Annotated in this window: 20 protein-coding genes; 12 read left to right on the top strand and 8 right to left on the bottom strand. The window is 57.8% G+C overall.

The genetic code is table 11. From position 1 onward, the window contains the following. Positions 1–74 precede the first annotated feature (74 nt). A complete protein-coding gene (locus tag ACYQ54_RS10430; RefSeq protein ID WP_460081869.1) occupies positions 75–1175 on the top strand; it encodes an N-formylglutamate amidohydrolase in 1101 nt (366 codons plus the stop codon). Positions 1176–1186: 11 nt separating this feature from the next. Here ACYQ54_RS10430 and ACYQ54_RS10425 read toward each other — a convergent pair whose 3' ends face one another. Then, complete coding sequence (locus ACYQ54_RS10425) at positions 1187–2368, bottom strand: NAD(P)/FAD-dependent oxidoreductase (RefSeq protein WP_460081868.1); 1182 nt, start codon at positions 2366–2368, stop codon at positions 1187–1189. Positions 2369–2490: 122 nt separating this feature from the next. Beyond that, positions 2491–3708 carry an acyl-CoA dehydrogenase gene (locus ACYQ54_RS10420; RefSeq protein WP_460081865.1) on the bottom strand — a complete coding sequence of 406 codons (1218 nt, stop codon included), beginning with the start codon at positions 3706–3708 and terminating at the stop codon, positions 2491–2493. A gap of 157 nt (positions 3709–3865) precedes the next feature. Between ACYQ54_RS10420 and gcvA the strand changes: the two genes are divergently transcribed. From gcvA to ACYQ54_RS10395, 5 genes are all read left to right on the top strand, one after another. Next, complete coding sequence (gene gcvA / locus ACYQ54_RS10415) at positions 3866–4789, top strand: transcriptional regulator GcvA (protein ID WP_460081863.1); 924 nt, start codon at positions 3866–3868, stop codon at positions 4787–4789. A gap of 291 nt (positions 4790–5080) precedes the next feature. Beyond that, a complete protein-coding gene (yegS, locus tag ACYQ54_RS10410; RefSeq protein ID WP_460081861.1) occupies positions 5081–5989 on the top strand; it encodes a lipid kinase YegS in 909 nt (302 codons plus the stop codon). 94 nt (positions 5990–6083) lie between these two features. Beyond that, entirely contained in the window at positions 6084–6821 is a 738-nt protein-coding gene (locus tag ACYQ54_RS10405; protein ID WP_460081859.1) for a sulfotransferase family 2 domain-containing protein, read from the top strand. Between the two features lie 16 nt (positions 6822–6837). Further along, positions 6838–7965, top strand: a complete 1128-nt coding sequence (locus ACYQ54_RS10400) for a glycosyltransferase family 2 protein (RefSeq protein ID WP_460081856.1) — start codon at positions 6838–6840, stop codon at positions 7963–7965. A 32-nt stretch (positions 7966–7997) separates the two neighbouring features. Further along, entirely contained in the window at positions 7998–8945 is a 948-nt protein-coding gene (locus tag ACYQ54_RS10395) for a hypothetical protein (protein WP_460081854.1), read from the top strand. Between the two features lie 99 nt (positions 8946–9044). Here ACYQ54_RS10395 and ACYQ54_RS10390 read toward each other — a convergent pair whose 3' ends face one another. The 5 genes from ACYQ54_RS10390 to ACYQ54_RS10370 form a co-directional block, all read right to left on the bottom strand. Then, entirely contained in the window at positions 9045–9806 is a 762-nt protein-coding gene (locus ACYQ54_RS10390) for a sulfotransferase family protein (RefSeq protein ID WP_460081853.1), read from the bottom strand. A gap of 84 nt (positions 9807–9890) precedes the next feature. Then, positions 9891–10694: a capsular polysaccharide synthesis protein gene (locus ACYQ54_RS10385; protein ID WP_460081851.1), complete on the bottom strand. Its 804-nt coding sequence runs from the start codon at positions 10692–10694 to the stop codon at positions 9891–9893. 7 nt (positions 10695–10701) lie between these two features. After that, positions 10702–11544 (bottom strand): FkbM family methyltransferase, encoded by an 843-nt coding sequence (locus ACYQ54_RS10380; protein ID WP_460081849.1) that lies wholly within the window; start codon positions 11542–11544, stop codon positions 10702–10704. A 36-nt stretch (positions 11545–11580) separates the two neighbouring features. Further along, entirely contained in the window at positions 11581–12642 is a 1062-nt protein-coding gene (locus ACYQ54_RS10375) for a glycosyltransferase (protein ID WP_460081848.1), read from the bottom strand. Next, positions 12632–13579 carry a glycosyltransferase family 2 protein gene (locus tag ACYQ54_RS10370; protein ID WP_460081847.1) on the bottom strand — a complete coding sequence of 316 codons (948 nt, stop codon included), beginning with the start codon at positions 13577–13579 and terminating at the stop codon, positions 12632–12634. The genes ACYQ54_RS10375 and ACYQ54_RS10370 overlap by 11 nt, the downstream gene beginning before the upstream one ends. 184 nt (positions 13580–13763) lie before the next feature. Here ACYQ54_RS10370 and ACYQ54_RS10365 point away from each other — a divergent pair, with 184 nt between their 5' ends. From ACYQ54_RS10365 to ACYQ54_RS10340, 6 genes are all read left to right on the top strand, one after another. Continuing rightward, positions 13764–15392 carry a long-chain fatty acid--CoA ligase gene (locus tag ACYQ54_RS10365; protein WP_460081846.1) on the top strand — a complete coding sequence of 543 codons (1629 nt, stop codon included), beginning with the start codon at positions 13764–13766 and terminating at the stop codon, positions 15390–15392. Continuing rightward, a complete protein-coding gene (locus ACYQ54_RS10360; RefSeq protein ID WP_460081844.1) occupies positions 15382–16200 on the top strand; it encodes an SDR family NAD(P)-dependent oxidoreductase in 819 nt (272 codons plus the stop codon). The genes ACYQ54_RS10365 and ACYQ54_RS10360 overlap by 11 nt, the downstream gene beginning before the upstream one ends. Beyond that, entirely contained in the window at positions 16201–16698 is a 498-nt protein-coding gene (locus ACYQ54_RS10355) for a MaoC family dehydratase (RefSeq protein WP_460081841.1), read from the top strand. After that, positions 16692–17678, top strand: a complete 987-nt coding sequence (locus ACYQ54_RS10350; protein ID WP_460081840.1) for an NAD(P)H-dependent flavin oxidoreductase — start codon at positions 16692–16694, stop codon at positions 17676–17678. Before ACYQ54_RS10355 ends, ACYQ54_RS10350 begins: the two co-directional genes overlap by 7 nt. Positions 17679–17687: 9 nt before the next feature. Next, the gene (locus ACYQ54_RS10345; RefSeq protein WP_460081839.1) at positions 17688–18923 is read left to right on the top strand and encodes an acyl-CoA dehydrogenase family protein; all 1236 of its coding nucleotides are present in this window, start codon (positions 17688–17690) and stop codon (positions 18921–18923) included. A gap of 169 nt (positions 18924–19092) precedes the next feature. Next, entirely contained in the window at positions 19093–20121 is a 1029-nt protein-coding gene (locus tag ACYQ54_RS10340; protein ID WP_460081838.1) for a phosphotransferase family protein, read from the top strand. A gap of 288 nt (positions 20122–20409) precedes the next feature. On the opposite strand, the gene ACYQ54_RS10335 is transcribed toward ACYQ54_RS10340, so the two are convergent. Next, on the bottom strand, positions 20410–22524 hold the full coding sequence (locus ACYQ54_RS10335) for a 3-hydroxyacyl-CoA dehydrogenase NAD-binding domain-containing protein (protein ID WP_460081836.1): 2115 nt from the start codon (positions 22522–22524) through the stop codon (positions 20410–20412). Between the last annotated feature and the right edge of the window lies 1 nt (position 22525).

Raw genomic sequence — 22525 nt, 5'->3', positions numbered from 1 at the left:
GAAAATGTCTTGTTTCCGTTAAGTAAATTCTCCAAGTTAGAGGCCGTTTGGTCTCGTCGTTTAGGCGTTGCAGCATGATCCTGGTTGAAGAAGGACAAAGCCCGCTTATTGTCTGCCTGCCCCACTCGGGCACGGAGATCCCGAACGCTGTCGAAAAAAGACTGAACGCCACGGGCCGCCTTCAGGCCGATCTTGCCTGGCGACTGGAGCGTGTGTTCGACTTTCACGGAGAGTTGAGCGCGACGGTGCTGCGCTCCACCATTTCCCGCTACGTCGTCGACCTCGACCGCGATCCCAAGACGCCTGTCAGCGCTGCGCAGGATCCCACGCGCGCCTTGTGTCCCGCCACCACGCTGGATGGCAAGCGCATCTATCAGGAAGGCGAAGAGCCGGGTCCGATCGAGATCGAACAACGCACGCTGCTGTTCTATACGCCGTTCCACAAGGCGCTTCGCCGCCAGATTGACCGCCTCCTGCGCAGTCATCGCAAGGTGATCGTTTTGGACTGCCAGTCCATGCGTTCGAACATCAAGGGCGTGACCGAAAATGGGTTGCCGCTGGTCAGCATCGGGACGGCGGACGGAAAGTCGTGTGATCCGGACCTGCGCAATGTGCTGGTCGGCTCGTTCAAGGGGCGGGAAGGGTATACCGTCAGCGTCGACGAGCAGACCCGCGGTGGTTTCATCACCCATACGTTCGGCCGTCCGGACCGTGGCCTTCATGCGATGACGCTGCTGCTGGCGCAGCGCTCTTACCTGCGACACGAATCGCCACCCTTCGAGCCGGACAAGGTGCGAATGGCCCGTCTGACCGCTGTCCTGCAGGATGCGATGACCCGGCTGGTGGACTGGACGTCGGTGGGTAGTACTTACTCTGGCCAGAAGCAGGACAATAGCCAGGATAAGCACCAGCCGTTACCGGTGGATGAGCCCCTGGTGGAGACGACAAGATCTGAAGAGAGCGGCAGCAACGCCGACCCTGTCACCGACGATGCCGAAGCTTCAACGGAAGGTGCGGCAGAAACCCCGGACGATATTTTGGCGGGAACGTCTGATGCGGCACTGGAAAAGACGGAGATCATCCCCGTCGCCCCACCGGCCCTGCCCAAGGTGTCCAGCGCCCAGACGAGCAAGGTTGAGGACGGTCCGGTCACGCCCCTGCTGGTTGCCGAATAAGCCTCAGGCGCTCAGACCACGTTCTTTTCGATAATCGGCGTTCCGGCGGCGAGACGGTCGAATGCCAGCGGCGAAAGATCCAGCGTCTGATAGCTTCCGGTCGCGACCAGTTCCGCAAGTCCGCGCCCGACTGCTGGCGACTGCTGCAGGCCATGACCTGAAAACCCGAGCGCCAGATAGAAACCGCCCAGCCCCGGGACCGCGCCGACAAAGGCGTTGTGGTCAAACAGGTTCATGTCGTAGCACCCCGCCCAGGCCGCCCCAGGCCGGATTGCCTCGAAGGCGGGCACACGCGTGGCCAGTGTCGGCCAGATATGCTCTTCGAAAAGGCCGTAATCGACGTCGAAATCGTGGCAGTCCGGATCGCGGTCCTCAGGCGGCGCCGACCCGCAGATATAGCCGGTGCCTTCCGGGCGTGCATAGGTGCCGTTCGGGTCGATCAGCAGCGGAAAACGCTCCAGCTTGTCCTTGCACTCGAAGGTAAAGACGCAGCGCTTTTTCGAAACGATCGGTACATCCAGCCCGGCCTCACGGCAGAGTTCGGCACCGCCGGCAGCACCGGCGCAATTGACGACGACGGGTGTCGACAGCGTTTCGCCGTTCGAGAGCGTTACGGTCCAGCCGCCATTGCCGTCTTTTTCGACCGACGCCTTGGCGGGAATGTAGTTCACTCCCAGCGAGCGGGCTTTCTTGCGGAAGGCCTGCATCAGGCCGTAACCATCGAACCAGCCTTCACCCGTTATGCCATGGCAGCCTGCGGCTAGGTCGGAAACCTCCAGCCACGGGAATTTTGCCTTCAAACCGTCCGGGTCAAGAAAGGCGATATCCGCACCAAGCTCCTTCTGAAGGCGGTGGTTTTCCTCTAGAATGCCAAGCTTGTCCGGCGTTGCCAGGAACAGGTAGCCGCCTTCATGAAGGTCGATTGCGGGCTTGTCGCCATTGACGTTCAGCGCTTCGCCGATCTCCCGCAGGAAGCGAATGCCGTAAAGCGAGATCTCGATGTTGATGGCGCTTGAGAATTGCTGGCGGATGGACGCCGCCGAGCGCGCGGAGGCGCAGGTTTCATAGGCGGGATCCGCCTCGATAACGACGATGCGTCCGGAAAAATCGTCGCGCATGGCCAGATGGCAGGCGACGGACGAGCCCATGACGGCTCCCCCAACGATGACGACATCAGCAGTCTGGTCCGCCATGGAGCCTCCTCAAGCGCTGTCAGGCAAAACAACGGGCCTGCTATCGCAAACCCTTATCAAGAGAACCGAACGAGAGACGGGCGGCTAGGGCCGCCCGCATCAAATGTCATGTTTTCAGGGTCTTAAAAGAACGCCTGCAGGCCGGTTTGTGCACGGCCGAGGATCAGCGCATGAATGTCATGCGTGCCTTCATAGGTGTTGACCGTTTCCAGGTTCTGGGCGTGGCGCATGATATGGTATTCTTCCTGAATGCCGTTGCCGCCGTGCATGTCGCGAGACTGGCGGGCGATATCCAGGGCCTTGCCGCAGTTGTTGCGCTTGATCAGCGAGATCATTTCCGGAGCAACCTTGCCGGCATCGAACAGCTGGCCGACGCGCAGCGCGGCCTGAAGGCCGAGCGTGATTTCGGTCTGCATGTCCGCCAGCTTCTTCTGGAAGAGCTGGGTCTGTGCCAGCGGGCGGCCGAACTGTTCGCGGTCGAGGCCATACTGGCGGGCGCGGGTCCAGCAGTCCTCTGCAGCGCCCATGGCGCCCCAGGCGATGCCGTAGCGCGCACGGTTGAGGCAGCCGAACGGACCTTTCAGGCCGGAGACATTCGGCAAGAGGGCATCTTCCCCCACCTCGACGCCGTCCATGACGATCTCGCCGGTGATTGATGCGCGCAGGGAAAGCTTGCCGCCGACCTTCGGTGCGGAGAGGCCCTTCATGCCCTTGTCGAGAACGAAGCCGCGGATGGCACCGTCATGCGCTTCCGACTTCGCCCAGACGACGAAGACGTCGGCGATCGGCGCGTTGGAGATCCACATTTTGGATCCGGTCAGCTTGTAGCCGCCGTCGATCTTTTCCGCACGGGTGCGCATGCCGGCCGGATCGGAACCGGCGTCCGGCTCGGTGAGGCCGAAACAGCCGACAAATTCGCCGCTTGCCAGTTTCGGCAGGTACTTCTGGCGCTGTTCTTCCGAGCCGTAGGCGTAGATCGGATACATGACGAGCGAGGACTGAACGCTCATCATGGAGCGGTAGCCGCTGTCGACACGTTCGATCTCGCGGGCAACGACACCGTAAGCGACATAGGACGCACCGGCGCAGCCGTATTCTTCAGGCAGGGTGACGCCGAGCAGGCCGAGTTCACCCATTTCGTTGAAGATGCCCCGGTCGGTCTTTTCTTCCCGGTAGGCTTCGATGACGCGCGGCAGCAGCTTTTCCTGGGCAAAGGCGCGGGCCGTATCCTGGATAAGCTGTTCGTCTTCCTTCAACTGTTCGCGCAGGTGAAACGGGTCCTGCCAGTCGAAGGAACCGCCGCCGGCCGGTGCGGACTTAACATTCGCGGGTGCGTTCATGATCGTGTCTCCCAGGCCGTGGTCCGGCCAATGATGTGCAGCCGTTTGACGGCCAAGGTCATTCTGTTTTCTCTAGTTTTGCCTCAAATCCGTTTGCGGAAAAGCGAAACCTCGTCCATCATTCATGACGAAATGGAATGAAGTAGGGGAATATGCCATGCGCCGCGCCTTTGTCCCGCCGGCGGACACGCTGATCGCGTTCGAATGCGCGGCCCGGCATTTGAGCTTCACCCGCGCCGCGGAAGAACTGCATCTGACGCAGGGCGCCGTGTCCAAGCAGGTACGCCAGCTGGAAGACAGGCTGGGCGTCGAACTGTTTCGGCGGGTGCGCCAGCGCATCGTCCTGACCGACGCGGGCCGGATTTATCTGCATGACATCCGTGGCGCGCTGGAACAGATGACGGCGGCCACACGGCAGGTGATGTCGTATGCCGGCAGCGCGGACGTCCTCAACCTTGCGGTTCTGCCGACCTTCGGCACCCGCTGGCTGGCGCCGCGGATCGCCGATTTCGGCCGGCGCTATCCCGATGCAGGCCTGAACCTGAGCGTGCGCCTGCAGCCGTTCGATTTCGATGAGGAACCGTTCGACGGTGCCATCCATCATGGTGATCCGGTCTGGGCCGGGGCGATTGCCGAACGCCTGTTCGATGAGGAGGTCATCCCGGTTGCCTCGCGTGTCTTCCGCGACAGGCACGAGATCCGAACCCCGGCCGACCTTGCCCGCGTCCCGCGCCTGCAGCTGGCAACACGCCCGCTTGCCTGGCGGCAGTGGTTCGATCTCGCCGGTGTAGAAACCGATGCGGCCTTTCAGGGAGCGCGTTTCGAACAATTTGTCATGATCTCGGAAGCTGCGATCCACCATGCCGGCGCCGCGCTGATCCCGCGGTTCTTCGTCGAGGCGGAACTGGCCTCCGGGCGGTTGGTCCGGCTTTTCGATCTCTCCCTGTCGCAACAGACAGCCTATTATTTCGTTTATCCGGAAGGCCGGACGATGCGTCCGGTGGTGAATGCATTCCGGAAATGGCTGATGGAGGAAGCCCGCACCGCGCGCACGCGCCGGGAAACGATGCTGCCTGGCTGACATCGCCCGAAACCATGCTGGGTACATCGATGCTCTTCCGGTGGCCTTCAGCGTTTCACCCATCGTCAGAAATTGAAATGGACCTTCACTTGGCCCATCTTTCGTCGGAACGAATGCACCCAAACGGCGTTTTGCCAAAGGGATACAACCCCGGAAAGAGACACGACCCCGGAAAGATTTGCCGCACTTTCAAACATTCAAAAGCCGGTCTTGGGTTATGATCTGCTGCTGCGACCGAAGGGCGTTTACGCGCCGCTGACGGCCGCGCGAGGCGGGGACAAGGAGACTTCATTGGAAAAGCACCATCTGCGCCTGATCCTCAACGGCAAGTCCGCTGGACGCGACGATGTCCGCGGCGCGGTCGAAGCCGTTCGGGCGATGGGTCACAAGGTCTCCGTCCGCGTGACCTACGAGGCCGGCGATGTCGAAAGACTGGTTCACGATGCTTTACGAGATCATGAGGCGGACAGGATCGACACTCTTGTCAGCGGGGGTGGCGACGGCACCTTGAACGAGGTTCTGGATGCGGCCCTGCACGACTTGGATGATGGAGAAAAACCACCGTTTGCCTTTGCGGTGCTGCCCCTCGGCACGGCAAACGACTTTGCCAATCACATTGGTCTTGATCCGGCGGACATCACGTCCTGCCTGCGCTTTGCAGTGCGTGCATCGGCCAGGCCGACCGATATCGGCGAGGTCAACGGCTGCGTTTTCGTCAACATGGCCACTGGCGGTTTCGGGACGCAGGTGACGTCGCAGACCGACCCGAACCTGAAACGCGTTCTGGGCGGTGCCGCCTATCTCTTCACTGGCCTGCAGCGGTTTTCGGAACTTTCCGCCTGCGAAGCTCGCATCGAGGCGGAGGATTTTTCATGGGAGGGCTCGTTCCTGGCCTTGGCCGTCGGGAACGGCCGGCGCGCCGGCGGCGGCATCCGCCTGTGCCCCAATGCCAAGCTCGATGACGGCTTCCTGGACCTGACCATTGTCCCCTTCCCGCAATCGGGCAAGGTCATCGACCTGTTGTCGGCCCTGCTGGACAGCGGTGTGGAAGACATCAACGGCGGCCCGATCCAGCGCAGGGTGCGCAATCTTCGAATCGAAACGCAGCAACCCGTGCAGTTCAACCTGGACGGCGAGCCAATGAATGGACAGTCCTGGCAGATTGGGATAAGGCACCACCAGATCGACCTCAGGCGCTGACGGTCGCTGCACCGGGCAGGATGAAACGACGTCTGGCTGTCAGCAATGCCTGGTGCGGGAAGGCGAACGGCACCGCGTTCAAGAGACGGACAGCATGGACGAATACCAGCTCAAGAATTTCCTCAAGTTCGCACCCGCCAGGCTGGGGCTAGTGCCGAAGAAATTTCTGTTTATTCACATCCCCAAGAACGGCGGAATGTCGATACGCCATTCCAAAGAATTAGAAGGCAATCTGGTCCTCGCCAACCGGCGCCGTTTGAAAAGCAAGGCCTATGCCGATGCAGTAAAGCGGAAAATGGCAGAATTGGGAGCCATGCCAGGGTACGAACACGCGAGGTATCGTGATGTGGATCTGTCGGTTCGCAAAGCTACTAAAGCTTTTGCTATTGTCCGAAATCCCTGGTCTCGCACCGTATCTAGGTTCAAGTTTGCGCTTCAGACGAGGCAACCAACTGGGGCACCGATCGAATTTTCCCCAAAAGCCTTCGAAGCTTTTCTCGAGGAACGCCATTTATGGGCAGGTGTGGACTACTTTTGGCATAGAGCAATAAGGGGCTGGTATCAGCAGGAAGACTATCTCATTGACGAGCAAAATAAGATAACGCTGGACATAATGCGTCAGGAGCATTTGGAAAAAGATTTGAAGTCCTATCTCGGTATGAAAACAGAATTGCAAGCTAGAAACGTAAGTAATGCAACTAGCAAAGACTACCGCCAAATCTACTCAAATCATACAATTAGCATTGTTGCCGATTGGTATGCCGCTGATATCGAGAGATTTGGATTCGACTTTGATACGGCAGCAACAAAGAACGTCTCTGCGTTTTCATAAGGCAAGGGTACGGCTCGTGAACGCACAATCTGTTGATGATCAGCTGGTAGAAGCATTTGGTTCGGAGGCGCCTTTAGGGCTAAATGTTCCTGCAGGCGGTGTGGTCGCCGTCATTTTAGCCTTCAATGAAGTTTTGCGGTTTCCCTATTTCCTAGAACACTACCGCTCGCTAGGAATCAGGCACTTCCTAGTTGTAGACAACAATTCTAGCGACGGGACGTTGGAGTTTTTAGCCAGTCAGCCTGATGTTCAAGTAATCCGGACAGAGAAGGACTACAGGGACAATAAATCAATCTGGCGCCAACTCCTTTGCGATAAGTACCTTATAAACCGTTGGGTGATTTTCCCCGATGTCGATGAGTTATTCGTCTATCCCGGCTGGCCCGAGAAAAAGATTGATAACATCGTGCAATACCTAAACGCAGGTAATTACGGGGCGATGTTTTGTCCGATGGTAGACATGTATCCAGCGGGGCCGTTGAGGGACTTATCCTATCGACCAGGACAAAGTTTTTTAGAAGTTTGCCCTTGGTTTGATGCGTCAGGTTACCGCTACAATCCGCTGAAGGGTAGTCACGGTAAGCGTTATAAAACACCGGCGAGGCATGTTTTTGGTGGGACAAGGGAGCGCCTTTTCCACCAGAACTCGAAACGTGCAAAAACTCCCTTCGACCGGCTGTTACTCGCCACTGTATATTCGCTCCGCTCGAAAGAGCCGAACAGCACATTAGGGCGCAAACTGGATCAGCTGATTTTCAAGCTTATTAAAAACGCTCTACCTAGCCCAGCAGCCGTACAGAGCAAAATCCCGCTCATTAAATGGCAACGTGGCTTTACTTTCTCTGGTGGCGTTCATGGCATTGCTCAAAAAATCTCAGTTTCCCCCTTATGGGGAGCCTTATTGCATTTCAAATATCTGGACGATTTTCAACACAAAGTGGCTGAAGCCTTGAAACGCCAACAGCACACCGACAATGCAGGACACTATCGTGAGTATGAAGTTCAATCGTCGGCTCTAATGGAAAAAGGGCTCTTCGGGAGGACAAGTCGTTTGTTTGAGGGCGTAGACTCGCTGAAGGACTGTGGGCTAGTGCGTGAGAGACGTGAATTCCAATTATTTAGAGGAAAAAGTATTCATGATTAATTATTTTTTGAGAAACACTAATGAGAAATGCGATGAAGAAAAGTCTTTCTGATTACTACAGCAAGATATTCCTACACATAGGTGGGCATCGAACCGGAACATCCAGGTTGCAAAAGTACTTGCTTGAGCTTCAGGAAAGCGCCGCAAGTAATAATTGTGATTTTGTCACGCCGCAAGTTTCGGGTCAACGAGAGTTGCCCGATCATCGTAATCTAATCAAGAAATACTTTAAACAACATGCTCGCCTTGAAAAAAAACCGTGGGTTCTAAAATTTATACACCAAAATAGATTGGAGAAAATTTTCGCCAAATACGTAGATTTTATCACGCCAAAATCTTCAACACTTGTAATGTCAGAAGAAAATTTTCTAGGGCAGGCTTTTTACTCCGAGTTACCTGGGGTTCTTTATCCGGACGCAGAGCGCAATCTGCGAGCAGTTCGTTCACTTACAGGTCTAAATATTGAGAAGATTTTCTTGTCCATTAGGCCTTACCCGGATTTTTTACTTTCTTACGACCTCATGCGTGAAGCTTATTTCAATCGTGGCATAGGTTTTCGAAATTTGGCGAATTGGGCTTCTGGGGAGTTACAGGGTTGGCAAACTCTTTTAGAAGTCTTGAGATTAGTGTTTCCAAATACGGAAATTGAAATTTGGCCCTACGGCGATGTTGCAATAGAAGAACAGGTTTCCCGCTTAACTTCTTTTTCTATTTCGGAGGTTTGCCTAGGTTCAGACGAAGAAATTATTAATGCTTCTGCCTCATTTGAGGCATTGAAGGTACTCAAGGAAAAGCGCTTAGCTGGATTGAAATTAGGAAAAGAAGAAGTAGACAATATTCTGAAATCGGTGCGTGGCAAAAATATTAGTAGATCAGATATATTTTCAGATGTTGAACTTCGTCGATTATCAAAAATATATCTTTCTGAAGTTCAATCCATAAGCAAGATGAGTAATGTTTCTGTATTAGGAAGGTTCTAGCAGTTTGCACGGTAGTGGCGCATCCGTGACTTCGCTGGACTAATCCCCGCTGGCCGCGATAGCACGTTAATGCGCTATTACATTCCCTGACCAAACTTCCTAGATTGATAACTCATCAGGATAGCCAAGTGATTCAAAGTCATTTTTATAAATCTTCCTAACAAGATTTATTGACTCGTCACTATAATAATGACGCAGTTTCTCATTAGCCATTTTTATCTTTCCTTCTTTTTTAACCTCTACTTTATGTGGTTTTTCAAAAATAGAACCATCGAAAGACTGTCCAGTTAATTCGTTCAAAAATGGCGGCAGATCTTGCGAGAGATTTTCCAACTTGGCGACTAACGTGTATGCTTTCAAAGGCTTGTAAAGTAGCTCTGTTTGCGGCCAAAAGTGCCTATTTCCCCGGTTAGGCAACGCATCAAGATGTTTAAGAAACTCCAGAAACCCGTGAGCGCTATTGTCGCGATAACCTCCGTAGTTGGAAAAACGTCCAGACTTATCACCCCCAACTTTGTCGAGAAATGCTGAAAGTGTTCGGTCAAAGGGGTTTCGCACTACGACGAGCGAATGATACGTTCGTGATTTTGCTAGCAGTTTCAAAGATGCCGTTTCTGGTCGAATCAGATTTTCTTTGAGCAAATGCGGTGAATCGAAATCTGGGTAACCACAAACTTGAGCCAAGTAAGCACATACGCTCGTATTGCCGGCCTTTTTTATTCTATTGAAGCACAAGTTCAATTTAGGAAAAATAACTACGCAGTCATGATTGAAGTAATTTTTAAGGTTATAATCTGCCTCACGAAAGAGCAGATGTTTCGACAACGAAAATCTAATTTTTTGTTTCTTTGCCTCAAACATGTCTCGCGATCCCAGTCAATACTTGCGCCTGTATAGCGTGAAATTTTGATAAATTACCTTCATCAATCAATGTATAAAATTGTATTAGATATTAATTTTAAGTAATTCACATTCATTTCCCCAAATTTTTCTGATGGAAGACTTTGTATCATCTAAAGAAAATTTTCTCTTATAGCATAATTTATGAACAGGGGTGTATTTGATAACTTCAAGGTCTTCTACAGTGAGAGCGTTTCTGACAAGGGTTCTCTGTAGTCTATGAGGGGGGGTGGCGCTTAGCTTAGGCACGTCTTTCCATGCTTTGCGAAATCGTAAGGATGTCCAGATTGAATATTCAAACATGTAGTGGAACCAGAAATAGGCGCGAGGTAATTTGGTTCTACCCTGCCAAAACGCAAGCGAATTCTTAAGCCAAACCTGCGGAATAATTGCTCCTGGCGACGCGGCAAGAAACCAACTAGAAACTTCGCGATCCTCTCCGGGTCGATGAAAGGCAAAAAACTCTGTTTGGGCAAATACCATTGGCAACCAATCATCTAACGGTTTGGTACACAAACAAGTAGAGTCGACCCAAACGCCTCCATGTGTTGCAAGTAGTTTAATCCTTAGCAGATCGGAATAATGAGAAACTGCCATGTCAGGCGGGAAAGCGCTTCTTGGAAGTATGTTTTCGGCAATATCCTTGTTTAATATTATTACTTTCCAATTAGGATTGTGAAGCTTCCAGCTTTCAGCACAAAATTTGCAGATTTCGGGTGCGATATCTATGCCCGTATCCCAAAAAATATAAATCGTTTTGGGTAAATCTATACTTTTCCCAGAAAGGACCGTACCTCTCAGGATTTTACCAAGTCTCGTCTTTTTAATTTTCCCGTAGAACTTCTGCATTGGACCTTCAACCACTTCTTTCCGGCAATGGGCTTTCTAGAACAAACAACGCCGTCAGTCTCTTCGTTGAAATTTTCTCGAACCTGAACCCTCGCTCGGTCAAAAAGTGGCACACGGCTGGCAGTGTGGGTTCTTTGGTGAGGCCGCGTTCGGGGCCGCAGTCGACGCAGATGTAGTGGACACGATCCAGGATCTTGTCGGCGCCTTTGAGGATTTCGGGTTCTGCCCCTTCGCCTTCGATCTTCAATAGTTTGATCGAGCGAATGTCGTTTTCTTCGCAGTAGTCGTTGAGTGTGGTCGTTTCGACCTCGACAACCGAGCCGTAGCCGGAAAACTCGATGAGGGAGGAATCGGCGGTGTCCGATTTCTCATAGAATTTGAGTGTCGTCTTTTCGTGCCACAGGGCGCGTTGTTCGATAACGCCATTGGGGTTGTTGAGCTTGCAGCAGGCGGCCTCGTCCCGGCCGGGCTCGAAGGCGATGTAGCGGACGGCCTTGCCTTCGAGGTGCAATCCGAGGCCGATTTCGCCGATGTTCGCGCCACAGTCGATCACCACATCGCCGTCTGAAATCATTGTCGGATCGATGAAATAGTCGTTTAGAAGGCCTTTGGTGCGTGGCTGGACACCATAACGGTAGAAGCCGACGCGCTCGCTGTGAAGAAAGGAAATCTCCTGGCCCGTTTCATCCCGAACGCGGAACACGGGCTCATCTGAGACAACCTTGATGTTCCAGCGTTTCTTGTTTCGTAGCGCGTTCGAAAAGCTGACATACCAATTGAAAAGCTTCGAAAAGGTGTGCCTGTTCGGGCGACGGACGATGAAATTATACAGTCTTTTTTTCTTTTTCATGTTCGCGCCTGCTTGGGTTGCCTTTGGCGGTCAGTATCAGCTCTCAAAAAGCAGAGTGGAATAGGTCTTGCCAATGGCGTCTTCGGAAAACTGGCCTTCCAGGTGGTTTTGACCGCCTTCAACCAATGCCTTTTCCTGATCGGGTTTGTCGAGTAGCTGTTTTACTGACCCCGCCAGTCCCTCGACATCCCCGCAGGGTGACAGCAGTCCCGACTTGCCGTGCTCGATCAGCCAGCTTGGACCGGGCGAGGCGGTGGCGACGACGGGGAGGTTGGCGTTCCAGCCTTCCAGGACGACATTGCCGAGCGGTTCGTCGTCGGTCGGGCACAGAAGGATATCGGCGGCTTTCAGAAAAGGTGAGGGGTCGCGTTGCCAGCCGAGGAAGTGGACGCGGTCTTCGACGCCAAGGCTTGCGGCCAGTGCCTTCATGTCGGCCATCAGCTCGCCGTCCCCGATCAGCCAGGCATGAACAGTGTCTGGCAGGCCGGCGACTGTCTGAATGGCAAGGTCGAAGCGCTTGCGTTCCACGAAGCGGCCGAGGTGGATCAGCACCGTGGCGTCTTCCGGTGTGTTGTAGTCCGCGCGGTTGACCGGTTTCAGGTCCGCAGGAAGCGGGTCGACAAAGTTGCTGATGACGTGGGCGCGCTCCGCCGGCCAGCCCATTTCAATGGCCTGGCGGATGATCTCAGGGGTGTTGCCGATCAGGTCCTGAACGTTGCCATAGGTGTGAAAGCCGTCCGGCCAGTCGCCAAGGCGCAGGAACGTGCGCATGTTGGGGCCTGGCTTCGGCATCCACTTGCTGGCCGGGCTCATCCAGCCCATGGTGGTACGGGCACCAAAGGATTGGATCTGGCGGGCGATGTTCCAGCGGATGACATGGCGTTTCAGATGTGAGCGGCTGAACGTCATTTCCCGCACATCGCAGTGTTTTGCAAGGTCGTCCCGCCAGGGCCGGTCCTTTCGGATGAAGGCGATCTGCTCAACACCCCGCCGGGCAAGCGCCGCCGTCAGGCGCACGAAGAACCGTTCCGCCCCGCCATCGACACCCAGGTGGATATGGGCGAGCTTCTTCGGTTTCATCGGCGTGTCAGTGACCATCGATCACATCGTAGTAGTTATGCGCCCGGCCCAGTAGGCCGCGCAGGTTGCCGGAGCCCTTCATGAGCCGGATCAGGCCATAATAGTAGAGCTTCTCTCCGCGCTTTTTTGCAAAGGGCTTCAGCACGAAACCGACGACTGTGGCCAGCAGGCCGAAGAACATGCGCCGCAGGCTCTTGGGAATGAAATGCAGCGCGGCCTTCAGCCGGCCTTCGCGCAGCACGATGTTGAAGGCACCTGATGTTGCGGCCATGTGCATGCGGCTGAGCAGGCGGCCGGTGGTGACGCGCGAGGCCGGAATGTCCTCCTCAACGAAGGCATCATCCACCCAGATCATCTTGGCACCGGCTGCATGGGTCCGGCGGAAGAAGTCGATATCCTCGCTACCGAAGGTCAGGCGTTCATCGAACCGCAGCCCCAGGCCGTCTTTGGCGATGATGCGGCCACTCAGCAACACGTTGTTGGTTGGTGCTTCGGTGATCAGCGTTCCGGTTGGCCGGGATTTCAGCAACTGCGATTTCCACCAGTGCGGTGCCGGTTTTTCATAGATGCGGCGCACGGGCCCGTTGGCAACCTCGGCTTTATATTGCTTGCAGGCGGCCACCAGTTTCTCGATCCAGTCGGGTTCCGCGCGCTCATCGTCGTCGATCAGCGCGACCCAGTCCGGATTGTGCTCCAGTGCGGCTTCCAGCGCCGTGTTGCGGGCAAAGGGAATGCCCTTGCGTTTTTCGTGGTGGAAGAAGACCGGCAGCGACAGCCTTTCCTTCACTTGCGCTGCTGCGGCGCCGGTGAAATGCGGCACGGGATCGTTTTCCACAACGACGATCGCCATTTCCGTGTTCTCGGGCTCGACCAGATTGTCGAGGCTTTCAAGGCACGCCTGCAGCATTTTCGGCCGCTGCGCGGTGCACACGGCAATGACCAGTTTCTGGGTCATGAAGGGGTCTCAACCATTCCACTAGGGTTGGGCAGGGTTTGGCGCATGTGCCCGCCGCTGTCAAAGGGTTTCGGGACATGTCATTTGAGGAAATTGACCTTTCCAGCACGTCAGTCGCACGCTAGGCTTCCCCTTTAACCCTTTGGGGGACCGCGAAAAGCGGCCGTGTTCTGGGAGGAAACACATGAAGGGAATGATGATGCACCGTCCGCTGAAAATTGCGGACCTCATCACCTTTGCAGCGGATATCTATCCGGCCGGCGAGATCGTCTCCGTGCGCACGGAAGGCGATATTCATCGCACCACCTACAAGGATACGGCTGGCCGCATTGCCCAGCTTGCCCATGGTCTGAAGACGCTCGGTGTCAGTGAAAGCGACCGTGTCGCGACCCTTGCCTGGAACGGCTACCGTCATTTCGAGCTTTATTACGCAATCTCCGGCATCGGCGCGATCTGCCACACCATCAATCCGCGCCTTTCAGCGGAACAGATGATCTACATCGTCAATCACGCCCAGGACCGGCTGCTGTTTGTCGATCTCACCTTTGTGCCGATCGTGGAAAAGCTGCGCCCGCATTTTCCGGCGGATCTGAGGATCGTCATCATGACGGACCGGGCGCATATGCCGGAAACGACGCTGGAAGGGGCACTGTGTTACGAAGAGATCCTTGATGGGCAGCCAGACGCGTTCGACTGGCCGGATTTCGATGAAGATCAGGCTGCCGGGCTTTGTTACACCTCCGGCACAACGGGCAATCCCAAGGGTACGCTCTATTCGCATCGCTCCACGGTGCTGCATGCCTACGACATGTGCGTCACCATTCCCAGGGTCCTCAGGGAAGGCTCGCGCATTCTGCCGGTGGTGCCGCTGTTTCACGTCAACGCCTGGGGCCTGCCCTACGGCGCGCCGCTCTCCGGCTCCAGCCTGATTTTTCCAGGGGGCGCACTGGACGGCAAAAGCCTGTTCGACCTGATGGACCGCGAAAAGGTGTTCTCCGCCTGGGGCGTGCCGACCGTCTGGATCGGCCTCATGAACGAGATCCGCCAGCGCGGCCGCATTCCGGAAGGTTTCGGCGATATCGTCGTCGGCGGGTCGGCGGCCTCGCGCTCGCTGATCGAGGCTTTCGAGAAGGAGGGGGTCAATGTTTGCCATGCCTGGGGCATGACGGAGATGAGCCCGCTCGGCACCCAGTGCAACCTGCCACCAGATATGGCGGACCTGCCGTTCGACCAGCGCATCGACAGGAAGCAGAGCCAGGGGCGGCGGGTGTTCGGCGTCGACCTGAAGATCGTCGATGATGCCGGCAACCGCCTGCCGCATGACGGCAAGACGCCGGGCCATCTCTATGTTCGCGGCAACACCATCACATCAGGGTATTACGAGAACCCGGAGGCCTCGAAGCCGGTGTTCGACAAGGAGGGTTGGTTCTGCACCGGCGATATTGCCGCCATCAGCCCAGAAGGTTTCCTGACCATCACCGACCGGTCCAAGGATCTTATCAAGTCCGGCGGCGAATGGATCAGCTCGCTCGATCTGGAAAATATCGTCATGTCGCATCCCGGCGTTGCCAACTGCGCGGTGATCGCGGTGCCGGATGCCAAGTGGGACGAGCGTCCGCTGTTGATCGTGCAGGCCCGCGAGGATGCCCAGCCGCAAAAGGCCGACATCCTGGGGCATCTGGCCGAACGTGTCGCCAAATGGCAGGTGCCGGACGATGTCGTTTTTGTTGATGCCCTGCCGATGACGGCAACGGGCAAGGTATCGAAACTCACCTTGAGACAACAATTCCCGGAGCCCCCGCATGACGCCTGAGCATTTGTTTGGCCTTGCCGGAAAAACCGCGCTTGTCACGGGCGGGGCGACCGGTATCGGCCGCATGGCCGCTGAAGGCCTGATCGCGGCCGGCGCGCAGGTGATGATCGCCAGCCGCAAGGAAGAGGCCTGCATAACGGCAGCAGACGAGCTGAACGCGCTCGGCTACTCCGGCAAGGCGGAGGGCTTTGCCGGGGACGTTGCGACGGAAGAAGGCATTGCGGCTCTGGCGGCCGAGATCGGCCGGCGAACGGACAGGCTGGATATCCTGATGAACAACGCCGGCACAAGCTGGGGCCAGCCACTTGGAGACTTTCCCTATCACGCGTGGGAACGGGTGATGCGGGTAAATGTCACCGGCCTGTTTCAGCTGACGCAAAGCCTGTTGCCGCTGCTGGAAGCCGCCGCCAGTGACGATGATCCGGCACGTGTCGTCAATGTCGGCTCGGTGATGGGAGAAACCGCGCATGGCGACCGGGCCTACAGCTATGCGGCGTCCAAGGCGGCTGTCCATCATCTGACGCGAATCCTCGCCAAGGAACTTGCCGACCGACGCATCACCGTCAATGCGCTGGCACCTGGGCCTTTCGTCAGCAACATGACGGCCTTTGCGACGGCGGACGAGGACGTGCGCTCCCGCGTGGGGGCACAGGTGCCGCTTGGCCGGGTCGGCCGGCCGGAAGATATTGCCGGTTCCCTGCAATTTCTGTGCGGCCGGGGCGGTGCCTATATCACCGGCGCCATTCTGCCGATCAGCGGCGGCATCAATGTGGAAACCGGGCCAGACCTTTTCCAGGAGGCCTATTGAGTGAACATTGAAACGTTGCCCCGCATCCTTGCAGCCGGCGAGCTGGAAACGCTTGTGGGAACGGAGGTCGGGGTGTCCTCATGGCACTTGATCGATCAGGCCCGGATAGACGCTTTTGCCGAGGTGACTCAGGACCACCAGTTCATCCATGTTGATCCAGCGCTGGCTGCGGATACGCCGTTTGGCGGCACGATCGCGCACGGGTTTCTGACGCTGTCGCTGCTTTCGGCCATGGGCATTGAGGCGCAGCCGAAGATCAAGGGCGCCACGATGGGCATCAACTACGGCTTCGAGAAAGTGCGGTTTCTGGCCCCGGTCAAAGTTGGCAGCCGGGTGCGTGGGCGGTTTGTTCTGGCACGTCTGACGAGGCCGAAGTCACAAGAGGTCGATATTGTCTGGCAGTCGACGGTGGAGATCGAAGGCAGCAAACGGCCGGCGCTGGTCGCTGAATGGCTGAACCGGTTCTATCTGGAAGGAGAGACGGACCAACCATGCTGAAGGCAAGAACCCTTCCCAAAGCGTTGCAGACACTGAGGCTTCCGGCCGTCGCGGCGCCACTGTTCATCGTGTCGTGCCCAAAGCTGGTGATTGCCCAGTGCAAGGCGGGCATTGTCGGCAGTTTTCCCGCGCTCAATGCGCGGGACGAGCCCGGTGGCCCGGTCATGCTGGAAGCCTGGCTGAAGAAGATTACCGAGGCGCTTGACCGGCACAACCAGGAAAATCCGGACCGCCCTGCGGCCCCCTTTGCCGTCAACCAGATCGTCCACCGGTCCAATGAGCGGCTGGAACGGGATGTCGAGATCTGCACAAGGTGGAAGGTGCCCATCTGGATCACCTCCATGGGCGCGCGGGTCGAGGTGAACGAGGCCGCTCATTCCTGCGGTGGCATCGCCCTGCATGATGTCATCAACAACACCTACGCCAGGAAGGCTGTCGAAAAAGGTGCCGACGGACTGATTGCGGTCGCCGCCGGAGCAGGCGGTCATGGTGGGCCGCAATCGCCCTTTGCCCTGGTTCGGGAAATACGGGAATGGTTTGACGGCCCGCTGCTTCTGGGCGGCGCGATCTCCACCGGCGAAGCCCTGCTGGCGGCTCGCGTCATAGGAGCTGATCTCGGCTATGTCGGGTCGCCTTTCGTGGCGACGGAGGAAGCCAATGCCGACACGACCTACAAGGACATGATGGTGGCAGGCGGGGCGGAGGATGTGCTGACCTCCTCGCTCTTCACCGGACATCCGGCCAATTACCTGAAGGGTTCCATTCGCAAGGTCGGCCTTGATCCGGATCACCTGCCGGACGAGTGGGATGTCAGCGTCATGCCGGACGACAGCCCCAAGCCAAAGGCCTGGCGGGAGATCTGGGGCGCCGGTCACGGCATCGGCGCCGTCAAATCGGTCGGTCCGGCCGCTGCGGTCGTTGACCGTCTCGAAACCGAATACCGCGCTGCCATCGAACGGCTGCGGGCTGAAATCTGTTAGGGGGAAGTGATGGATCTTGGAATGACCGACCGGGTGCGGCCACTGATCGAGCAGGTCCGCCAGATGGTGGAAACGGAAATCGCCCCCCTCGACCGGGAATATCACGAGGAAGTCGGTCGCCATCCGTCCGGTGACCGCTTCCGGATGACAGACCGCCAGCTTGAAATTCTGAACAGCCTAAAGGCCACGGCCAAGGAACGAGGGCTCTGGAATTTCTGGCTGACGGACAGCGAAAAAGGCTTCGGCCTGACGACGGTGGAATATGCCTATCTGGCCGAGGAAATGGGAAAGGTTGGTATTGCTGCCGAAGTCTTCAACTGCAACGCACCCGACACCGGCAACATGGAAGTGCTGGAGCGTTACGGAACCGCGGCTCACAAGGAAAGGTGGTTGAAGCCGCTGCTTCAGGGCGATATCCGCTCCGCCTATCTGATGACGGAACCCGACGTTGCCTCGTCGGATGCCACCAACATCGCGCTGACCGTCGTGCGTGATGGCGAGGGCTGGGTTCTGAACGGCGATAAGTGGTGGGCAACGGGCGCCGGCGACCCGCGCTGCGCACTTTACATCGTCATGGCCGCAACCGATCCGGAGGCCCACAAGCACAGCCGCCATTCCATGTTCCTGGTCCCGTCGGATGCAGCGGGCATCGAGGTGCTGCGGCCAATGCATGTCTTTGGTGCAGACGATGCGCCACACGGCCACATGCACATTCGCTTCACCAATGTCCGGATCCCGCAGGAGGATCTGGTGCTGGGTGAAGGGCGAGGCTTCGAAGTGGCGCAGGGCCGCCTTGGCCCGGGCCGCATCCACCACTGCATGCGCGCCATCGGACAGGCGGAAAAGGCGCTGGAACTTCTGTGCAAACGGGCCATGGGGCGGGAGGCTTTCGGCAAGAAGCTGATGGATCTCGGCGCCAATTACGACATCATTGCCAATGCGCGCATGGAAATTGAAATGGCGCGGCTCCTCTGCCTCAAGGCGGCCTGGGTAATGGACACGCAAGGCACTCGCGCCGCTCAGCCCTGGATCAGCCAGATCAAGGTGGTGGCACCGCTCACGGCCCTGAAGGTGGTCGATGAAGCCATGCAGGTACACGGTGCCGCCGGCATCAGCCAGGACTTCCCGCTCGCCGCCATGTGGACACACCTGCGCACCCTCAGGTTTGCTGACGGCCCCGACGCCGTCCACCGCCGTCAGGTCGCTCGCACGGAACTGCGGAAGTATTCCAACGGGAAGCTGTGAGGATGGTCTTTCTCCGGCTTCCAACAGAGCGCGACTGCCACGAAGTCTCGCCTTCCCCCACCCTCATTCTGAGGAAGCGCTGCGCGCTTCCTCAGAATGAGGAGGTGGGGAGGAAAGCGGCCGCTGGACTGGTTCAAGGAATGGGTCTCATCGCAGGGCCATCCTCCTCATGACCCCAAACACGGATCTTGACCTGATTGCCCTGACCAGCTGGCTGGAGCAGAACCTTCCCGGGCTCAAGGGGCCGTTGAAAGCCGACAAGTTCAATCGGGGGCAGTCCAACCCCACTTTCCGCCTGCGCTCCGCCTCTGGTGACTATGTCCTGCGCCGCAAACCGCCGGGCGTGTTGTTGAAATCCGCGCATGCGGTCGACCGTGAATTCAAGGTGCAGAAGGCTTTGGCCGGATCGGATGTGCCTGTCGCGCGGATGCACGTCCTGTGCGAAGACGAAGATGTCATTGGGTCTGCGTTCTACGTCATGGACCTTGTCCGGGGGCGCAACTTCGATGATCCACGGCTGCCGGACGTTGACGCGGAGACCCGCAGGGGCATCTACGACGAGATGAACCGGGTACTGGCCGCAATTCATGCCACAGACCTGGAAGCCTGCGGTTTGACCGATTTCGGCCCTGCCGGCAATTACTACCGCCGCCAGATCGACCGCTGGACCAAGCAGTACCGGGCAAGTGAAACCGGAACCATTCGGGCTATGGACGAGCTCATTGCCTGGCTCGACGTCAATGTGCCGGAAGACGACGGTCGGCGGACGCTGGTGCATGGCGACTATCGCATCGACAACCTGCTGTTCGCGGAAGACGGCCCGGCCTGTGTTGCGGTGCTCGACTGGGAGCTGTCGACCATCGGCCATCCCTTTGCGGATCTGGCCGCCTTGATCATGCAATGGCAGCGCCCGCCCGGAACCGAAGGCCGGGGATTGGCCGGTGTCGACCGGAAGCCGCTTGGCATTCCGCAAGACCAGGACTTCATCGATGCTTACTGCGCCCGCACGGGGCTCGCGGGCATTCCGGAGTTCGGCTTCTACCTGGCCTTTGCCTTCTTCCGCATGGGAGCGATCCTTCAGGGCGTCAAGAAACGCGCTCTCGACGGCAATGCCTCCAATCCGGAACTCGGCTTGAAGCTGGGTGCAAGCGTGCCGGACTATGCCGCTGGCGGACTGAATGCGGCACACGGAGGTTAGCGACCTCCCAGCGGGCTGGACGCAGCCGGTGACAGGTGCGCATTTCCGGGATAGCCCCCCCGGCCGCAGCGAAGCGGAGAGCCGGGGCCTACTCGATTCCAGAGAGATGATGAGCGGGCTCGGGAAGAAGACGCCGCACTCTTTGAGGCCTCATCCACGCGTCCTCCAAGGCTGACATGCGAGTGGCCCCGGATCGTCGCGTGCGCTCCGTCCGGGGTGACATCTTGCGTGGTGGCGTATGCTCTTCGTCATCGACACCGCGCGCAGCGGCGCGGCTGTTGCCCTCAATCAGCCCTTCGCATTCATCTCCGCAAAGGTTCCGCCGTTCTCGGCGACCTGCCGCAGGAGAGCCGGGACTTTCCAGTAGTAGGCGTCTTCCTTGGCATACTCTTCGATCCGGCGAACCAGTTCACCCGCGCCGATAACATCGGCCGTGTGCAGCGGGCCACCCCGGAAGCGGGGGAAGCCGTAGCCGTTGAGAAAGACGGCATCGATGTCGATGGGGCGAAGGGCGATGCCTTCTTCCAGAACGCGCACGGCTTCGGAAATCATCGCGGTCATGAACCGGCTGACGATTTCCTCTTTCGTGAAACTGCGTGGTGTGACACCGGCCTTTTCCCGTTCCGCATCGATGATCGCAAGTGCTTCCGGGTTCGGCCGCGGGCCCAGGTCGTCGTAGATGTAGAAACCCTGACCGGTCTTGCGGCCGAACCAGCCGTTCTCGCAGAGACGGTCGGCAATCGGAATATAGCGTTCCTCGGCTGGGCGGGTGGCGGCGCGGCGCTTGTTGGCGGCCCAGCTGATGTCGAGCCCGGCAAGGTCGGCCACCTGGTAAGGTCCCATGGCAAAACCGAAGCCGCGCATGGCTGTGTCGATTTCCTCCGGCGACGCGCCATCCATCATCATGTAGTCGGCGGCCTTCTTGTAGAAGGTCATGATGCGGTTGCCGATGAAGCCGTCACAGACGCCCGAGCGCACGGCGATCTTCTTCAGTTTCCTGGCCAGCGCGAACCCGGTGGCGACAACGTCGGCGCCGGTCTTGTCGGCAACCACCACTTCCAGAAGCCGCATGACGTGAGCGGGCGAGAAGAAATGCAGGCCGATGACATCCTGCGGGCGCTCGGTTGTCGCCGCGATCTCGTTGATGTCGAGATAGGACGTGTTGGAGGCAAGGACGGCACCCGGTTTGCAGACCTTGTCCAGTGTCTGGAAAATGTCGCGCTTGACGCTCATTTCCTCAAACACGGCCTCGATGACGAGATCGGCATCGGACAGCGCGGCGAGATCCGTCGAGGTGTTGAGTTTGGCGGCCAGAATGTCGTCGCGGGCTTCAGTGGAAAGTTTGCCGCGTTTGACGGCGCCTTCCAGGTTCTTGGTGATCGTTGCGACACCGCGGTCGAGGCCGCCCTGGTCGCGTTCGGTCAGGGTCACCGGCAGGCCTGCCAGCAGAACCGCTGTCGCGATGCCGGAGCCCATGGTGCCACCGCCAATGACACCGACGGAGTTGATGTCGCGCGCGGTCGCGGAGGCTTCCGGGATCTTGGTGACGGCACGTTCGGAAAAGAAGGCATGGATCAGACCGGCGCGTTGCGGGCTTGCCATACATTCCTCGTAAAGCCGGCGCTCTTCGGTCATGCCCTCGCGGATCGGCAGGTGGCAGGCTTCGACGGCGTCGACGCATTTGTGCGGCGAGAACAGCAGCGGCTGGCTTTTGCCTAGCTTGGCGCGCATCGCTGCGATGGCAGCCGGGTCCGGTTCCGCAGTCAATTCGCCTGTCTTGCGGTTGGGCAATAGACCGGAGAGCAGGTCCTGTGCCGAGGCCAGCGCGATGTCGCGTGGATCGCCCTCCACGATCCGGTCGATCAACCCGTTGGCCAGGGCATCGTCGGCACCCATCGGCTTGCCGCTGGTGATCATGTCGAGCGCCACCGCGATGCCCGCGAGCCGGGGTGCGCGCTGGGTGCCGCCGGCACCCGGCAAAATGCCGAGCGTCACTTCCGGCAAACCCACTTTCGTGCCCTTGAGTGCGACGCGCGCGTGACACGACATGGCCACTTCCAGACCGCCGCCGAGCGTGGTGCCATGCAGGACACAGACGATCGGCTTGGACGCGCTTTCGATGAAATTGCAAAGTTCGGGCAGCCACGGGTCGAGCGGCGGCTTGCCGAATTCGCGGATATCGGCACCGGCAATGAAGGTTCGGCCCTTGGCATAAAGCGCGATTACGTCGACACCGTCAGTCTGCTGCAATGTGTCCACGGCCTGCCAAAGCCCCGTTCGGATGGCATGGGAGGCAGCGTTGACCGGCGGATTGTCGAGGGCGATGAGGCCGACAGAGCCGTTGATCTCGATCGAGACGACGTCGTTGATACCGGTTTCGCCGGCAAGGGTTTCTGTAGGCATG

This window comes from Roseibium sp. LAB1 (assembly GCF_054658235.1).
The sequence above is the reverse complement of the archived record's forward strand: the minus strand, read 5'-3'. Positions and strand labels throughout refer to the sequence as shown.

Bases quoted from the DNA above. Each gene is read 5' to 3' on its own strand.
- ACYQ54_RS10430 (WP_460081869.1), top strand. From the start codon at position 75: ATGATCCTGGTTGAAGAAGGACAAAGCCCGCTTATTGTCTGCCTGCCC.
- ACYQ54_RS10425 (WP_460081868.1), bottom strand. From the start codon at position 2,368: ATGGCGGACCAGACTGCTGATGTCGTCATCGTTGGGGGAGCCGTCATG.
- ACYQ54_RS10420 (WP_460081865.1), bottom strand. From the start codon at position 3,708: ATGAACGCACCCGCGAATGTTAAGTCCGCACCGGCCGGCGGCGGTTCC.
- gcvA (WP_460081863.1), top strand. From the start codon at position 3,866: ATGCGCCGCGCCTTTGTCCCGCCGGCGGACACGCTGATCGCGTTCGAA.
- ACYQ54_RS10405 (WP_460081859.1), top strand. From the start codon at position 6,084: ATGGACGAATACCAGCTCAAGAATTTCCTCAAGTTCGCACCCGCCAGG.
- ACYQ54_RS10395 (WP_460081854.1), top strand. From the start codon at position 7,998: ATGAAGAAAAGTCTTTCTGATTACTACAGCAAGATATTCCTACACATA.
- ACYQ54_RS10390 (WP_460081853.1), bottom strand. From the start codon at position 9,806: ATGTTTGAGGCAAAGAAACAAAAAATTAGATTTTCGTTGTCGAAACAT.
- ACYQ54_RS10385 (WP_460081851.1), bottom strand. From the start codon at position 10,694: ATGCAGAAGTTCTACGGGAAAATTAAAAAGACGAGACTTGGTAAAATC.
- ACYQ54_RS10380 (WP_460081849.1), bottom strand. From the start codon at position 11,544: ATGAAAAAGAAAAAAAGACTGTATAATTTCATCGTCCGTCGCCCGAAC.
- ACYQ54_RS10375 (WP_460081848.1), bottom strand. From the start codon at position 12,642: ATGGTCACTGACACGCCGATGAAACCGAAGAAGCTCGCCCATATCCAC.
- ACYQ54_RS10370 (WP_460081847.1), bottom strand. From the start codon at position 13,579: ATGACCCAGAAACTGGTCATTGCCGTGTGCACCGCGCAGCGGCCGAAA.
- ACYQ54_RS10365 (WP_460081846.1), top strand. From the start codon at position 13,764: ATGAAGGGAATGATGATGCACCGTCCGCTGAAAATTGCGGACCTCATC.
- ACYQ54_RS10360 (WP_460081844.1), top strand. From the start codon at position 15,382: ATGACGCCTGAGCATTTGTTTGGCCTTGCCGGAAAAACCGCGCTTGTC.
- ACYQ54_RS10350 (WP_460081840.1), top strand. From the start codon at position 16,692: ATGCTGAAGGCAAGAACCCTTCCCAAAGCGTTGCAGACACTGAGGCTT.
- ACYQ54_RS10345 (WP_460081839.1), top strand. From the start codon at position 17,688: ATGGATCTTGGAATGACCGACCGGGTGCGGCCACTGATCGAGCAGGTC.
- ACYQ54_RS10340 (WP_460081838.1), top strand. From the start codon at position 19,093: ATGACCCCAAACACGGATCTTGACCTGATTGCCCTGACCAGCTGGCTG.
- ACYQ54_RS10335 (WP_460081836.1), bottom strand. From the start codon at position 22,524: ATGCCTACAGAAACCCTTGCCGGCGAAACCGGTATCAACGACGTCGTC.